The sequence below is a fragment of the Cellulomonas hominis genome (assembly GCF_901521055.1).
GTDB classification, from domain to species: domain Bacteria; phylum Actinomycetota; class Actinomycetes; order Actinomycetales; family Cellulomonadaceae; genus Cellulomonas; species Cellulomonas endometrii.
Map to the genome: position 1 here is coordinate 1 of NZ_CABEGA010000076.1, position 15,641 is coordinate 15,641.

Sequence of the window (15,641 nt, forward strand, 5' to 3'; positions counted from 1 at the left end):
GCTGGGGGGCGGAGGCGCCGGGACGGCCCCCGGCGCCTCCGCCCCCCAGCCGGGCGCCCCGCAGTCCAGCGTCGACCGCCCCGCGGCCGGCGCGGCCGACCGCACCGCCGAGCAGGAGAAGGCGGAGCAGCGGGCCGACGACACGAGCGAGCCGGCCGGCACCCCGTCCGAGACGCCGAAGGAGTCCTGATGGCCGACGCGACGACCCTCACCCCGGTGCTCAGCGACCGCTGGGACGCCGAGCGCCCCTGGACGCTGGCGACGTACGAGGCGCACGGCGGGTACGCGGGCCTGCGCAAGGCCCTGACGATGGACGCCGCCGACGTGGTGACGACCGTCAAGGACGCGGGCCTGCGCGGCCGCGGCGGCGCCGGGTTCCCGACCGGCATGAAGTGGGGCTTCCTGCCGGCGCCCGACGGCGGGCCCCGCTACCTCGTGGTCAACGCCGACGAGTCCGAGCCGGGCACCTGCAAGGACATCCCGCTGATGCTCGCGGACCCGCAGGTGCTCGTCGAGGGCGTGGCGATCACGTCGTACGCCATCGGCTGCCACCACGCCTTCATCTACCTGCGCGGCGAGGTCGTGCACGTCTACCGCCGGCTGCTCAAGGCGGTCGAGGAGGCCTACGCCCAGGGCTACCTCGGGAAGAACGTCCTGGGCAGCGGGTACGACCTGGACGTCACCGTGCACGCCGGCGCCGGCGCGTACATCTGCGGCGAGGAGACCGCGCTGCTCGACTCGCTCGAGGGCAAGCGCGGCCAGCCGCGCCTCAAGCCGCCGTTCCCCGCGGTCGCCGGCCTGTACGCGCGCCCGACCGTCGTGAACAACGTCGAGTCGATCGCCTCGGTCCCCGGGATCCTGGTCGGCGGGTCCGACTGGTTCCGCACGATGGGCACCGACCGGTCCCCGGGCCACGGCCTGTTCTCGCTGTCCGGCCACGTCGCACGCCCCGGCCAGTACGAGGCGCCGCTCGGCATCACCATGCGGGAGCTGCTCGAGATGGCCGGCGGGGTCCGCGAGGGCCACGAGCTGAAGTTCTGGACCCCCGGCGGCTCGTCCACGCCGATCTTCACCGCGGAGCACCTCGACGTGCCGCTCACCTACGAGGAGGTCGGGGCCGCCGGGTCGATGCTCGGCACCCGCGCCCTGCAGGTGTTCGACGAGACCGTGTCCGTGGTCAAGGCCGTGTCGCGGTGGACGCAGTTCTACAAGCACGAGTCCTGCGGCAAGTGCACCCCCTGCCGCGAGGGCACGTTCTGGCTGACCCAGGTGATGGGCCGGCTCGAGGCGGGGCAGGGCACGCCGGGCGACATCGACCTCCTGCTCGACCTGTGCGACAACATCCTCGGCAAGGCGTTCTGCGCCCTCGGGGACGGCGCGACCAGCCCGATCACCTCGGCGATCCAGTACTTCCGGGAGGAGTTCGAGGCCGGGACGCACACCCCGGCGGACGTGCTGTTCCCGCCGGAGCGCTCGGCCCTCTTCCCCTACACGCCCCGCCGCTCCGGCGCGGGCCAGCTCGCGGGAGCCCACGCATGACCGTCACCGCACCGAAGCCCCCTGCTGCGGCCCCCGAGCCCAAGCCGGACGGCGTCACCTTCACCATCGACGGCATCGAGACGACGGTGCCGAAGGGCACCCTGGTCATCCGCGCCGCCGAGCAGCTCGGCATCCAGATCCCCCGGTTCTGCGACCACCCGCTGCTCGCCCCGGCGGGCGCGTGCCGGCAGTGCCTGGTCGAGGTCTGGGCGCCGGGCCGCGAGGGCAAGGTCGCGAAGATGCCGAAGCCGCAGGCCTCGTGCACCCTCACCGCGACCCCCGGCATGGACGTCCGGACGCAGCGCACCTCCGCCGAGGCGGACAAGGCACAGCACGGCGTGATGGAGCTGCTGCTCATCAACCACCCGCTCGACTGCCCGGTCTGCGACAAGGGCGGCGAGTGCCCCCTGCAGAACCAGGCGATGTCGAACGGCCGCAGCACCTCCCGGTTCGTCGACGTGAAGCGCACGTTCCCGAAGCCGATCGCGATCTCCACCGAGATCCTGCTGGACCGCGAGCGGTGCATCCTGTGCCAGCGCTGCACCCGGTTCTCCCGCGAGATCGCCGGGGACCCGTTCATCGACCTGCAGAAGCGCGGGGCGATGCAGCAGATCGGGCGGTTCGACGCCGACGTCCTCGGGTTCGCGGGCGCCGACGACGGCACGGCGGAGGACGCCGACCGGCTGTCGTTCTCGGAGCCCGTGCTGCTCGGTGCGGACATCCCCGTCGGCCCGAGCGAGGACGACGAGTCGGGCAGCCCGTTCGCGTCGTACTTCTCCGGCAACACGGTGCAGATCTGCCCGGTCGGCGCGCTGACCGGCGCGGCGTACCGGTTCCGCGCCCGCCCGTTCGACCTGGTGTCGACGCCCGGCGTGAGCGAGCACGACTCGTCCGGCTCGGCGATCCGGGTCGACCACCGGCGCGGGGTCGTCCTGCGCCGCCTCGCGGGCGACGACCCGGAGGTCAACGAGGAGTGGGTGACCGACAAGGACCGGTTCGCCTTCACCTGGCAGTCCGCGGCCGACCGCGTCACGACCCCGCTGGTGCGGGACCGCGCGGCCGACGGCTCCCGCGGCGAGCTGCACCCCGCGTCCTGGGCCGAGGCCCTGGAGGTCGCGGCGCACGGCCTGGAGCGGGCCCGCGCGGCCGGCGGGGTGGGCGTGCTGCCCGGCGGCCGCCTGACCGTCGAGGACGCCTACGCCTACGGGAAGTTCGCCCGCGTGGTGCTCGGCACGAACGACGTCGACCTGCGCGCCCGCCCGCACTCGGACGAGGAGCTCGCGTTCCTCGGGCACGCCGTCGCGGGCACCGGGCTCGGCGTCACGTTCCGCGACCTGGAGGCCGCGCCCACGGTGCTGCTCGTCGGCCTGGAGGCCGAGGAGGAGGCGGGCGTCGTGTTCCTGCGCCTGCGCAAGGGCGTCGTCGCGGGCCGGACGAAGGTCGTGGCGGTCGCCCCGCTCGCGTCGCGCGGGCTCGAGCGGCTGGACGGCACGCTGCTGAGCGCCGCCCCGGGCACCGAGCCCGAGGTCCTGGACGCGATCGGCACCGGCGACCTCGCCGACACGGCGGCCGCCCTGGGCGCCGCCGGCGCGCTGATCCTGGTCGGCGAGCGGCTCGGCGCGGTGCCGGGCGGCCTGTCCGCCGCCCTGCGCCTGGCCGAGCGCACCGGCGCCCGGCTCGCCTGGATCCCGCGCCGCGCGGGCGAGCGCGGCGGCGTCGAGGCCGGCGCCCTGCCCACCCTGCTCCCGGGCGGCCGCCCGGTCGCCGACCCCGAGGCGCGGGTGGACGTCGCCGCCGCCTGGGGCGTCGAGCACCTCCCGGCCGACGCCGGCCGGGACACGAGCGCGATCCTCGCGGCCGCGGCCGACGGCACCCTCGGGGGCCTGGTCGTCGGCGGCGTGGACGTGCGCGACCTGCCGGACCCCGCCGCCGCGCGGGCCGCCCTGGCCGCCGCCGGGTTCGTGGTGTCGCTCGAGGTGCGGGAGTCGGAGGTCACGGCGCTCGCCGACGTGGTCCTGCCCGTCGCCCCGCCCGTGGAGCGGCCCGGCACGTTCGTCACCTGGGAGGGCCGCCCGCGGCCGTTCCCGCAGGCGCTGACGTCGACGGCCATGCCGGACCACCGCGTGCTGGACGCGCTCGCCGACGAGCTCGGCGTGACCCTCGGGCTGCGCACCATCGCCGAGGTGCACGCGGACGCCGAGGCGCTGCGCGGCGACTGGGACGGCGCCCGCGTGCCCGCCCCGGCCGTGCCGCACGCCGAGCCGCCCGCGGTCGCCCCCGGGCACGCCGTGCTCGCGACCTGGCACCTGCTGCTCGACTCGGGCCGGCTGCAGGACGGCGAGCCGTTCCTGGCCGGCACCGCCAAGCGGCCCGTCGCCCGGCTGTCCGCCGCGACCGCCGCCGCGGCGGGGGTGCTCGACGGCGCCGACGTGACGGTGACCTCCGACGCCGGGTCGATCACGCTGCCCGCCGTGGTGACGCCGATGGCCGACCACGTGGTGTGGCTGCCGACCGCCTCCGGTGCGAGCCAGGTCCGGGACGCGCTGCGCGCGCTGCCCGGGGACCTGGTCCGGGTCGCGCCCGCCGGCACCGCCACCACCGAGGAGGTCCCCGCATGACCGCCGTGCTGCACGCCGCCGCCGCGACCGGCGGCGCCGCGGACTTCAGCGAGGACGTGTTCTGGGTCTGGGTGCTCAAGGCCGTCGGGATCCTCGTGTTCCTGCTGACCAGCGTCCTCATCGCCATCTGGTTCGAGCGCCGCGTCGTCGGGCGGATGCAGCTGCGTCCCGGCCCGAACGTGCACGGCCCGTTCGGCCTGTTCCAGTCCCTCGCCGACGCGATGAAGCTCCTGCTCAAGGAGGACGTCACCGTCAAGGCGGCGGACAAGCTCGTCTACATCGTCGCGCCGTTCATCGCGGTGTTCTGCTCGCTGCTGACGTACGCGGTCATCCCGTTCGGACCGGAGGTGAGCATCTTCGGGGTCGTCACGCCGCTGCAGCTCACGGACTTCCCGGTCGCGATCCTCTACATCCTCGCGTGCGCGTCGGTCGGCGTGTACGGCATCGTCCTCGGCGGCTGGTCGTCGAACTCGACCTACCCGCTGCTCGGCGCCGTCCGCTCCACCGCGCAGGTCATCTCCTACGAGCTCGCGATGGGCCTGTCCCTGGTGAGCGTGTTCATCCTCGCCGGCTCGATGTCGACGTCCGAGATCGTGGCGTCGCAGTCGACCTGGTGGTGGGCGCTGCCGCTGGCCCCGGCGTTCGTCATCTACGTCATCTCGATGGTCGGCGAGACCAACCGGCTCCCGTTCGACCTCCCGGAGGCCGAGGGCGAGCTGGTCGGCGGCTACACGACCGAGTACTCGTCGATGAAGTTCGCGTGGTTCTTCCTGGCCGAGTACATCAACATGCTGAACGTCTCGGCCGTGGCGACCACGCTGTTCTTCGGCGGCTGGCGCGCACCGTGGCCGATCTCGGCGATCAACGACGGGATGTTCAACACCGGCTGGTGGCCCCTGCTGTGGTTCGTCGCCAAGGTCTGGCTGTTCATGTTCCTGTTCGTGTGGATCCGCGGCACCCTGCTGCGGTTCCGGTACGACCAGTTCATGAAGTTCGGCTGGAAGGTGCTCATCCCGGCCGCGCTCGTGTGGCTGGTGTGCGTCGCGGTCGTCCAGGGCGTGCGGCAGTTCGGCGACATGGACCTGCGGACGCTGATGTTCGTGCTCGCCGGCGTCATCGTCCTCGCGGTGCTGCTGTCCTTCCTCATCCCCGAGAAGAAGCCCGAGCCGGAGCGGAGCCGCGCCGACGAGCCGTTCGACGCCTTCGCCGACGGCTTCCCCGTCCCGCCCCTGCCGGGCCAGGCCCTGCCCCCGTCGCCGCGCGCGCTGCGGCGGCAGGCGCAGGAGCCCGCGTCCCCCGCACTCGTCGGCGGTCCCGCCGCCGGCGACCCGGACCAGGGCGACGCGCCCGGGTCCCCCACCCAGGAGGTGCCGCGTGGCTGACACGCCCGACAAGTCCGTGCGCCCCGCCGCGGGCCACGACCAGGTCGACCGCACCGGCGGCCGCGAGGTCGGCACCCCGGCCCCGCGCCCGTACCGGTCGCTCATCCCGAAGCGCAGCGCCGCGGCGGAGGCCCTCGCGCCCGCCGCGGGGTTCGGCGTCACGCTGAAGAACTTCTTCAGCCGGACGGTCACCGAGCAGTACCCGTTCGAGACCGCGCCCGTGAAGCCGCGGTTCCACGGGCGGCACCAGCTCAACCGGTACCCCGACGGGCTCGAGAAGTGCATCGGCTGCGAGCTGTGCGCCTGGGCGTGCCCGGCGGACGCGATCTACGTCGAGGCCGCCGACAACACCGCGGACGAGCAGTTCTCGCCGGGGGAGCGGTACGGCCGCGTCTACCAGATCAACTACCTGCGCTGCATCTTCTGCGGCCTGTGCATCGAGGCGTGCCCGACGCGCGCGCTCACGATGACCAACGAGTTCGAGCTGGCGGGCCCGACCCGCGAGGGCCTGATCTTCGAGAAGCAGGACCTGCTCGCCCCGCTCGCCGCGGGCATGCTCGCCGCGCCGCACCCCATGGTCGAGGGCACGACGGACACCGAGTACTACACGGGCGAGGTCACCGCGCCGACGCCCGCGCAGGTCGACTGGGTCGCCGAGCACCGCCCCGAGGACGAGACGCTCGAGGCCGCCCGCGCCCGGGCGGTCGCGCCCGCCGCTCCCACCGGGCAGGAGGGCCGATGACCCCGTCCACCGCCGAGTCGGTCCTGTTCTGGGTCCTCGCGCCGATCATGGTGCTCGCGGCCACGGGCCTGCTGTTCACCCGCAAGGCCGTGCACGCGGCGCTGTGCGTGATCACGGTGATGATCTCGCTCGCGTTCCTGTACGTCGCGCAGGAGGCGCCGTTCCTCGGCGTCGTCCAGGTGGTCGTCTACACCGGCGCCGTGATGATGCTGTTCCTGTTCGTGCTGATGCTCGTCGGCGTCGACGCGTCCGACTCGCTCGTCGAGACCATCCGCGGGCAGCGCTGGATCGGCTGGATCGCCGCCCTGGGGCTGGGCGTCGTGCTCGTCGGCGTCGTGAGCCGCGCGGTGTACCCCGACGCGGTGGGGCTGTCCGCGGCCAACGCCGACACCAACCCGGTCGGCGTCGCGCGGATCATCTTCGGCCAGCACGTGTTCGGCCTGGAGGTCGTCGGCGCCCTGCTGGTGACCGCGGCGCTCGGCGCCCTGGTGCTCACGCACCGGCAGCGGCTGCGGCCCGTCGTCAAGCAGCCCGAGCGCGCGGCCGCCCGCGTCGCCGCCGGGTCGCGACTGACCCCGCTGCCCGCGCCCGGCGTCTACGCCCGGCACAACGCGATGGACGTGCCGGCGCTCGACCCGCAGGGCAACCCGATCGAGGACTCCGTGCCGCGCGTGCTGCGCATCCGCGGCCAGGAGGCCGGGACCGCGGAGTACCGCGCCGACACCTACCGCCGCGCGGTGACCGCCGTGCTCGCGGAGCGCGGCGACGCCGCCGCGGTGCCCGACGCCGACCCCGACGCCCTGCTGGGCGCGGCCGAGGACGAGCCCCGCCCGCCCGCCGCACCCCCCGGCATGACCACCGGGCCCCAGACCGACATCCAGCTCGGCTCGGGCTCGACCCGGACGGAGACCCAGCCGTGACGCTGACGAACTACCTGGTGCTGTCCGCGATCCTGTTCACGCTCGGCGCCGCGACGGTGCTGCTGCGCCGGAACGCGATCATCGTCTTCATGGGCGTCGAGCTCATGCTCAACGCGACGAACCTCGCGCTGGTCACCTTCGCGCGGCTGCACGGCGACCTGACGGGCCAGGTCATGGCCTTCTTCGTCATGGTCGTCGCCGCGGCGGAGGTGGTCGTCGGCCTGGCGATCATCGTGTCGATCTTCCGCACGCGGAAGTCGGCCTCCGTCGACGACATCAACCTGCTGAAGAGCTGAGGGGACCGTGTCCGATCTGAACTCCCTCGCCCCGCTCCTGGTGGCGGTGCCGCTCGCGAGCGCGGCGGTGCTGCTGCTGCTCGGGCGGCGCTCCGACCGCTGGGGGCACTGGCTCGGCGTCCTGGCGTCCGCCGCGTCCTTCGTCGTGGGCGCGCTGCTGCTCGCCGACCTCGTGGGGCGGCCGGCCGAGGAGCGCGTGCTGGACGTGCACCTGTTCGACTGGATCTCCGCGGGCCGGTTCGACCTGGCCGCCGGGCTGCGCGTCGACCCGCTGTCCCTGACGTTCGTGCTGCTCGTGACCTTCGTGGGCACGCTCATCCACGTCTACGCGGTCGCCTACATGGCGCACGACGCGGCCCGCCGCCGGTTCTTCGCGTACCTCAACCTGTTCATCGCGGCGATGCTGATCCTGGTCCTCGCCGACTCCTACCTGCTGCTGTTCGTCGGGTGGGAGGGCGTCGGCCTCGCGTCGTACCTGCTGATCGGGTTCTGGAACCACCACACCCCGTACGCGGTGGCCGCGAAGAAGGCGTTCGTCGCCAACCGGATCGGTGACGTCGGCCTGCTGGTCGCGCTGATGCTCATGTTCGCGACCTTCGGCGCGGTGGACTTCGACTCCGTGGCCGCGGGCGTCGAGGGCGGGCTCGCCTCGACCGCGACGCTCACCGCGATGGGCCTCATGCTGCTGCTCGCCGCCTGCGGCAAGTCGGCGCAGTTCCCGCTGCAGTCCTGGCTCGGCGACGCGATGGCCGGCCCCACACCGGTGTCCGCGCTCATCCACGCCGCGACGATGGTCACCGCCGGCGTCTACCTCATCGTGCGGTCCGCCCCGGTGTTCGAGGGGGCGCCGACCGCCCAGCTCGTCGTGACGATCATCGGCGCGATCACGCTGCTCATGGGTGCGGTGATCGGCTCCGCGAAGGACGACATCAAGAAGGCGCTCGCCGCCTCGACCATGTCGCAGATCGGCTACATGGTGCTCGCGGCCGGCCTCGGCCCCGTCGGGTACGCGTTCGCGATCTTCCACCTCGTCACGCACGGCTTCTTCAAGGCCGGGATGTTCCTCGGCGCCGGCTCGGTCATGCACGGGATGGACGACCAGACCGACATGCGCCGGTTCGGCGGCCTTCGGAAGTACATGGTCATCACCTGGGTGACGTTCGGGGCCGGCTGGCTCGCGATCCTGGGCGTCCCGCCGTTCTCCGGCTTCTGGAGCAAGGACAAGATCATCGAGTCCGCGTTCGTCGTGCCGGAGGCCGGCGGGGAGTGGCGGGCCTGGCTGTTCGGCGCGGTCGCGCTGATCGGCGCCGGGATCACCGCGTTCTACATGTCGCGCCTGTTCTTCATGACGTTCCACGGGCAGAAGCGCTGGACCACCGACGAGGCCGGCCACGAGCCGCACCCGCACGAGTCCCCGGCGCTCATGACCGTCCCGATGATCGTGCTGGCCGTCGGCTCCGTCGCCCTGGGGTTCGTGCTCCAGCTCGGCGGCGGCTTCACCACCTGGCTGGAGCCGGTGACCGGGCACGCCGAGCACCACGAGCCGGTGCTGCCGGTCCCGGTCATCCAGGTCGCCACGCTCGTGCTCGTCGCGGCCGGCCTGGCGCTCGCCTGGCGGCAGTACGCGTCGCTGCCGGTCCCCGAGACCGCGCCCACCGGCTCCGCGCTCACCCGCGCCGCGCGCGTCGACCTGTACCAGGACGCCGTGAACGACGCGGTGCTGGTCGAGCCCGGCCGGCACCTGACCCGCTCGCTCGTGTACGGCGACCGCACCGCGGTCGACGGGGCGTTCACGGGCCTCGGCCGCCTGACGGTCGGGATCGGGGAGCTCGTGCGGAAGGTGCAGACGGGCTACGCCCGCCAGTACGCCGCCACGATGCTGCTCGGCCTGGTCGTGCTCGCCGCCGTCGTCCTGGCACCTCGGATCTGAGGGGAAGTTGATGAGTTCTCCCGCTCTCGCGACCACGGCGCTGTCCGCCGACGTGCCGTGGCTGACCCTCCTGATCGTGTGGCCGCTGGTCGGCGCGCTCGTGCTCTGGGCGCTGCCCGGCGGCGCGCGCCGGCTGTCCCGGCCGATCGCGCTCGGGGCCTCCCTGGTCGAGCTGGCCCTCGGCGTGTGCGCGCTGCTCGCGTTCGACACCGGCGCGGCGGCCGTGCACCAGCTGTCCGAGACGCACGGCTGGATCCCGCAGCTCGGCGTCTCCTACGCGGTCGGCGTCGACGGCGTCGGCCTCGCGCTCGTGCTGCTGTCCGTCCTGCTCGTGCCGGTCGTGGTCCTCGCGGCGTGGCGGGAGCAGGGCAGCGACACCGTGCCGACCGACCGCCTGCGGCACTACCTGGCGCTGGTCCTCGTGCTCACCTCGTTCATGGTGGCCGTGTTCGCCGCCCGTGACGTGTTCCTGTTCTACGTGCTGTTCGAGGCGATGCTCATCCCGGTCTACTTCATGATCGGCGCGTTCGGCGGCCCGCAGCGGCGGTACGCCGCCGTGAAGTTCCTGCTGTTCTCGCTCGCCGGCGGGCTCATCATGCTGGCCGGCGTGATCGGCCTGTACCTGCAGGGCCCGGGCGGGGAGCAGGGCTTCCTCACGGAGAACCTCACGGGGCTCGACCTGCCGGCCGGGACGGAGCGGTGGCTGTTCGTCGCGTTCTTCGTCGCGTTCGCGGTGAAGGCGCCGATGTTCCCGGTGCACACCTGGCTGCCCGACGCCGCCGAGCAGGCACCCGCGGGGACCTCGACGCTGCTGGTCGGCGTGCTGGACAAGGTCGGCACCTTCGGGATGCTCACCCTCTGCCTGCCGCTGTTCCCCGACGCGTCGCGCTGGGCCGCCCCGGTGGTGATCGCGCTCGCCGTCGTGTCGATCTTCTACGGGGCGCTGCTGGCGATCGGCCAGCAGAACCTGTTCCGGCTGGTGGCGTACACGTCGGTGTCGCACTTCGGGTTCATCGTGCTGGGCATCTTCGCCTTCACGTCGACCTCGGTCGCCGGCTCGTCCTTCTACATGGTCAACCACGGCCTCTCCACGGGCGCCCTGTTCCTGCTGGTCGGCTTCCTCGCCGCCCGGCGCGGGTCCGCGCGGATCGAGGACTTCGGCGGCCTGCAGAAGGTCACCCCGGTGCTCGCCGGCACGTTCCTGGTCACCGGCCTGTCGGCGCTGTCCCTGCCGGGGCTGTCGACGTTCGTGTCGGAGTTCCTGGTCGTCGTCGGCACGTTCGCGAGCAACCGGCCGGCCGCGGTGGTCGCCGTCGTCGCCGTGGTGCTCGCCGCGGTCTACGTGCTGTGGACCTACCAGCGGGTCTTCACCGGGCCGGTGCGCCCGGACCTCGCCGCCACCCGCGACCTCGGCGGGCGCGAGCGGTGGGTCGTCGGCCCGCTGATCGCCATCATGCTGGTGCTCGGCTTCTACCCGGCACCGGCCCTGCGGCTGGTCGACGAGCCGGCCGTGCAGACCGTCGGGCAGGTCGGCGTGACCGACGCCCCGGCGCAGGACGTCCCGATCGCCGTCGCCGGCGACGACGAGGGGAGCGAGCAGTGAGCGCGTTCACGGTGCCCGACATCGCGTGGGCCCAGCTCACGCCCGTCCTCCTGGTGCTCGGCGCCGCGGTGGTCGGCGTGCTGGTCGAGGCGCTCGTGCCCCGCCGGTTCCGCCGGCCCGTGCAGCTGACCCTGACCCTCCTCGCCCTCGCCGGGGCCGTCGTCGCCGTCGCGGCCCTGTGGGACGACGTCGCCGACACCGGCGGGACCGACGTGCTCGGCGGGTCGCTGCTGGTCGACGGCCCGACGCTCGTGCTCCAGGGCACCACCGCGTTGCTCGCGCTGCTGGCGGTCCTCGTGATCGCCGACCGCACCGAGACCGGTGAGGACGCGTTCGCGCCCCAGGGCGCCGCCGTGCCGGGCTCCGGCTACGAGGAGGCCGCGCGCGTCGCCGGGCTCCAGCAGACCGAGGTCTTCCCCCTCGTCCTGTTCGCCACCGGCGGCATGCTGATCTTCCCCGCGACCGGGGACCTGCTGACGCTGTTCATCGCGCTCGAGGTGCTCTCCCTCCCGCTGTACCTGCTGACCGGCCTGTCGCGCCGGCGCCGCCTGCTCAGCCAGGAGGCGTCGATGAAGTACTTCCTGCTCGGGTCGTTCGCGTCCGCGCTGCTGCTGTTCGGCATCGCCCTGCTGTACGGGTTCGCCGGGTCGCTCCGGTACGCCGAGATCGCCGACGCGGTCCGCACCGTCACCGGCATGGACGGGCTGCTGCTCGCCGGCGCGCTGCTGGTGCTCGTCGGCCTGCTGTTCAAGGTCGGCGCGGTGCCGTTCCACTCGTGGACGCCTGACGTGTACCAGGGCGCGCCCACCCCGATCACCGGCTTCATGGCCGCCTGCACCAAGGTCGCCGCGTTCGGCGCGCTGCTGCGGGTGTTCTACGTGGTGCTGCCGGACCTGCGGTGGGACCTCGAGCCGATGATGTGGACCGTGGCGATCGCCACGATGGTCGTCGGCACGGTCGTCGCCCTCGTGCAGACCGACATCAAGCGGGTGCTCGCGTACTCGTCCATCGCGCACGCCGGCTTCGTGCTCACCGGCGTCGTGGCCCTGGAGCAGTCGGGGATCACGGCGGTGCTGTTCTACCTGCTGGCGTACGGAGCCGCGACCGTCGGGGCGTTCGGGATCGTGTCCCTCGTGCGGGAGCGCGGTGCCGTCCGGTCCGCGACCGCGCGGGAGCCCGCGCTCGTCGGTGCGGGCCGGTCCGGCGCCTCTCCGGCGGTGACCGGCGGCGCCGTCGGCAGCACCGTCGACGTCGCGGGCACCGCCTCCGGCGACGGGACCCCGGCCGCGGCGCCCGGTACCGGCCACGACCCGGTCGAGCCGGCGGGCCCGGTCCTCGGCGAGGCCACGCACCTGTCGCAGTGGGCCGGTCTCGGCCGCACGAACCCGGCGCTCGCCGCGACGTTCGCGCTGTTCCTGCTGTCGTTCGCGGGCATCCCGCTGACCGCCGGATTCACCGGCAAGTTCGCGGTGTTCACGGCGGCCGTCGAGGGCGGTGCCTGGCCGCTCGCGGTGGTCGGCGTGCTCGCCTCGGCGGCGGCGGCGTTCTTCTACGTCCGGATCATCGTGCTGATGTTCTTCACCAGCCCGGGCGGTGGCCCGCGGACGGACGACGGCACCGACGACGCCGAGCGCCCCGCCGCGGTCGTGGTCACCTCCCAGGGCTTCGCCGTCGTGGCGATCGCCGTCTGCGCGCTGCTCACCGTCGCGCTCGGCGTGTTCCCGGGCCCGGTGCTCGACGCGATCGGCGGCGTGGCCCAGCTCCTCCCGTGACCGGACGGCCGCCGCCCGCCCCCCACGCAGGGGCGGGCGGCGGTCGCGTCGGTTCTGCTCCGGCCCGTCGGGCCAGATAGGTTCGTCCCGTGACATCCCCGACCACCCTGCCGCTCGCCGACCCCGTGCTCGCCGAGCGCATCGCGGGACGCCTCGACCGCGTCGAGGAGCGCCTGCGCTCCGCCGTCGAGTACGCCGACCCGCTCGTGGACGACGTCGCGCACCACCTCTCGAACGCCGGCGGCAAGCGGCTGCGCCCCCTGCTCACGCTGCTGGCGGCGGAGCTCGGCGACGGCGCGCGCGACGAGGTGCTGGACGCCGCGGTCGTCGTGGAGCTCACGCACCTGGCCTCGCTGTACCACGACGACGTGATGGACTCCGCGCCGATGCGCCGCGGGGCGCCCGCCGCGCACGCCGTGTGGGGCAACAACGTCGCGATCCTCGTCGGGGACCTGCTGTTCGCGCGTGCGTCCACCACCGTCGCGCACCTCGGGCCGGAGGCCGTGCTCATCCAGGCCGGGACCTTCGAGCGGCTGTGCCTCGGCCAGCTGCACGAGTCCATCGGCCCCGGCGACGACGGCGACCCGGTGCAGCACTATCTCCAGGTGTTGGCGGACAAGACCGCCTCGCTCATCGCCACGTCCGCGCGCCTCGGCGCGATGTACGGCGGCTGCGCGCCGGACGTCGTCGAGACCGTCGCCGCGTTCGGCGAGCGGATCGGCGTCGCGTTCCAGCTCGCCGACGACGTGCTGGACCTCGCGTCCGAGGGCGTCGTGTCAGGCAAGACCCCCGGCACCGACCTGCGCGAGGGCGTGCCGACCATGCCGGTGCTCCTGCTGCGCGAGCGCGCCGCCGCCGAGGGCGACCCGGACGACGTGGCGCTCGTCGCGCGCCTCGACGGGGACCTCTCCGACGACCTGGTGCTGGCCGAGGTCGTCACGGCGCTCAGCGCCCACCCGGTCGTCCACGAGACCCGCGAGCGGGCCCTGACGCTGGTGTCGGAGGCGGTCGACCTGCTCGCGCCGCTGCCCGACGGGCCGGTCAAGGACTCGTTCGTCTCGTTCGCCGACGCGCTGGTCAACCGCGCGTCCTGAGCCACCGCCGCGGGACCGCGGCCGGGACGGCGGCGACCCGCGGCTCCGAGGGGGAGCTGTGAGCACGGTCGTGGAGAGCGCGCGCTGCGGTGCGTGCGGGGCGGCGCTGGAGCCCGGTGCGGCGTTCTGCGGGACGTGCGGGGCGCGGGTCGGGGCGGGCGCCGCGGCGGTGCCCGCGGGCGCACCGGGAGTCGCGGTGCCCGCGGGCGCCCCGGGGCGTCCGGTCCCCGCCGCCGCGACCGTGCCCGACGCCGGCTGGTCGCTCGGGGCCGACGTGGACGAGGCCGTCGCGCCCGTGTGGCGCCGGCTCGTGGCCCTCCTGGTCGACCAGGTGCTCGCGGTGGTCGTCGGCGGGGGAGCCACGCTCGCGGTGCTGCCCGCGCTGCGGGACGGCTCCGTGGGGGCGCTGCTGGTCCCCGGGCTGCTGCTCCTGCTGCTCGGCGCGGGCCAGTGGATCGCCGAGGCCGTCGGCGGGCGGACGGTCGGGAGCGCGCTGCTCGGCATCCGCACCGTGTCCGTCCGCACCGGACGGCCCGCGGGGCTGTGGGCGGTGCTCGTGCGGCACGTCGTGCAGGCGCTGGGCACGCTCGTCGCCGGGGTCGGGGTCTACGTCGTCGCGGGTTCGGGCGCGTGGGACGAGGGCCCGGAGCAGCGCGGCTGGCACGACAAGGCGGCCGGGACGCTCGTGCTCCGCGCGCGGCCCGTGCGGGACGCCGCCGTGGCGGAGCGTGCTGCGCCTGACGCTGCAGCGCCGGCGGCCGTCCCGGGGCGGGTGGTGCCGGAGCGGGCCGTGCCGGAGCGCGCCATGCCCGAGCGTGCCGTGCCCGAGCGTGCCGTGCCGGAGCGTGCCGTGCCGGAGCCTGCGGCGGTCGCGGGCGAGCCGGTGCCGACCAGGCCGGTGCCGACCAGGCCGGTGCCGACCGGGCCGGTGCCCACCGGGGTCGCGGCGCCGCCGGCCGGAACCGACGCACCCCCTGCGGCCCCGCCGGTGCGCGACGCCCCGGACGACCTCCCGGACTCGACGATCCCGACGGTGCCCGGGCTCGGGGAGCTCGAGCACACGCACGTCGGACGCTGGGCCGCGGGACCCGAGGCGGCGGGACCGGCGACGGTGCTCGCGCTCGTCCTCGACACCGGCGAGCGCGTCGTGCTCAGCGGCCCCGGCCTCGTCGGACGGCGCCCCGTCGCCGGTGCGGAGACGTGGGCGCACCTCGTGACGATCGACGACCCGGAGCAGTCGGTGTCCTCCACCCACCTGGCGTTCTGGCCGGCCGACAGCGGCCTCGACGTCCTCGACCGCGGATCCACGAACGGCACCGTGCTGCTCGACCCCGCCGGGAAGCCGTGGTCGCTCCCGCCGGGCCGGCCGGCCCGCGTCGCCGCCGGCTGGACCCTCGTCCTCGGCCGCCGCCGGGTGACCGTCGAGCAGGCCTGACCGCCCGCACCGCCAGCCCGGCCCGCGAGACTGCGCCCGGCCCGCGGGACTGCGCCTCCTGGAACGGGCGCAGACCCGGCTACCGGGCGCAGACCTGGCTACCGGGGGCAGACCCGGCGGAGGCCCCGCGGCACGACAGCGGGTCGCCGCCGGGTGCACGCCGTCGGGCACGCCAGACGGCGCCCGCCGGGGTCCGCCCGTCGATCGGACTGCGCCCGGCCCACGAGACTGCGCCTCCTGGAGCGGGCGCAGTCCCGGCTACCGGGCGCAGACCCTGCCCCACACAGCCAGCGCCCCCCAGCCCCAGCGC

Annotated in this window: 12 protein-coding genes; all 12 read left to right on the forward strand. The window is 74.5% G+C overall.

The window, feature by feature from the left end; translation table 11 throughout:
• Window positions 1-190 (forward strand): hypothetical protein (locus KJP73_RS17270; RefSeq protein WP_433995180.1); only part of this gene is annotated, 190 nt, incomplete at its 5' end.
• The gene (gene nuoF / locus KJP73_RS17275) at window positions 190-1,539 is read left to right on the forward strand and encodes an NADH-quinone oxidoreductase subunit NuoF (RefSeq protein ID WP_213284118.1); all 1,350 of its coding nucleotides are present in this window, start codon (window positions 190-192) and stop codon (window positions 1,537-1,539) included. The genes KJP73_RS17270 and nuoF, both read left to right, overlap by 1 nt.
• A complete protein-coding gene (locus KJP73_RS17280) occupies window positions 1,536-4,157 on the forward strand; it encodes an NADH-quinone oxidoreductase subunit G (RefSeq protein ID WP_213284119.1) in 2,622 nt (873 codons plus the stop codon). The genes nuoF and KJP73_RS17280 overlap by 4 nt, the downstream gene beginning before the upstream one ends.
• Complete coding sequence (gene nuoH, locus KJP73_RS17285; protein WP_213284120.1) at window positions 4,154-5,539, forward strand: NADH-quinone oxidoreductase subunit NuoH; 1,386 nt, start codon at window positions 4,154-4,156, stop codon at window positions 5,537-5,539. Before KJP73_RS17280 ends, nuoH begins: the two co-directional genes overlap by 4 nt.
• Complete coding sequence (gene nuoI / locus KJP73_RS17290; RefSeq protein WP_433995181.1) at window positions 5,532-6,281, forward strand: NADH-quinone oxidoreductase subunit NuoI; 750 nt, start codon at window positions 5,532-5,534, stop codon at window positions 6,279-6,281. Before nuoH ends, nuoI begins: the two co-directional genes overlap by 8 nt.
• Entirely contained in the window at window positions 6,278-7,201 is a 924-nt protein-coding gene (locus KJP73_RS17295; protein ID WP_213284121.1) for an NADH-quinone oxidoreductase subunit J, read from the forward strand. Before nuoI ends, KJP73_RS17295 begins: the two co-directional genes overlap by 4 nt.
• Window positions 7,198-7,497: an NADH-quinone oxidoreductase subunit NuoK gene (nuoK, locus tag KJP73_RS17300; protein ID WP_213284122.1), complete on the forward strand. Its 300-nt coding sequence runs from the start codon at window positions 7,198-7,200 to the stop codon at window positions 7,495-7,497. The genes KJP73_RS17295 and nuoK overlap by 4 nt, the downstream gene beginning before the upstream one ends.
• Window positions 7,498-7,513: 16 nt before the next feature.
• Window positions 7,514-9,427, forward strand: coding sequence for an NADH-quinone oxidoreductase subunit L (gene nuoL / locus KJP73_RS17305; RefSeq protein WP_213284128.1), 1,914 nt, complete (start codon window positions 7,514-7,516; stop codon window positions 9,425-9,427).
• A 10-nt stretch (window positions 9,428-9,437) separates the two neighbouring features.
• Window positions 9,438-11,030: an NADH-quinone oxidoreductase subunit M gene (locus KJP73_RS17310; RefSeq protein ID WP_213284123.1), complete on the forward strand. Its 1,593-nt coding sequence runs from the start codon at window positions 9,438-9,440 to the stop codon at window positions 11,028-11,030.
• Complete coding sequence (nuoN, locus tag KJP73_RS17315) at window positions 11,027-12,802, forward strand: NADH-quinone oxidoreductase subunit NuoN (RefSeq protein ID WP_213284124.1); 1,776 nt, start codon at window positions 11,027-11,029, stop codon at window positions 12,800-12,802. The genes KJP73_RS17310 and nuoN overlap by 4 nt, the downstream gene beginning before the upstream one ends.
• A gap of 89 nt (window positions 12,803-12,891) precedes the next feature.
• Window positions 12,892-13,896: a polyprenyl synthetase family protein gene (locus KJP73_RS17320; RefSeq protein WP_213284125.1), complete on the forward strand. Its 1,005-nt coding sequence runs from the start codon at window positions 12,892-12,894 to the stop codon at window positions 13,894-13,896.
• A gap of 58 nt (window positions 13,897-13,954) precedes the next feature.
• Window positions 13,955-15,331, forward strand: coding sequence for an RDD family protein (locus tag KJP73_RS17325; protein WP_213284126.1), 1,377 nt, complete (start codon window positions 13,955-13,957; stop codon window positions 15,329-15,331).
• Window positions 15,332-15,641: the final 310 nt, after the last annotated feature.

Excerpts from the sequence above, each read along its gene's own strand:
- nuoF (WP_213284118.1), top strand. The coding sequence starts at position 190 with ATGGCCGACGCGACGACCCTCACCCCGGTGCTCAGCGACCGCTGGGAC.
- KJP73_RS17295 (WP_213284121.1), top strand. The coding sequence starts at position 6,278 with ATGACCCCGTCCACCGCCGAGTCGGTCCTGTTCTGGGTCCTCGCGCCG.
- KJP73_RS17310 (WP_213284123.1), top strand. The coding sequence starts at position 9,438 with ATGAGTTCTCCCGCTCTCGCGACCACGGCGCTGTCCGCCGACGTGCCG.
- KJP73_RS17280 (WP_213284119.1), top strand. The coding sequence starts at position 1,536 with ATGACCGTCACCGCACCGAAGCCCCCTGCTGCGGCCCCCGAGCCCAAG.
- nuoH (WP_213284120.1), top strand. The coding sequence starts at position 4,154 with ATGACCGCCGTGCTGCACGCCGCCGCCGCGACCGGCGGCGCCGCGGAC.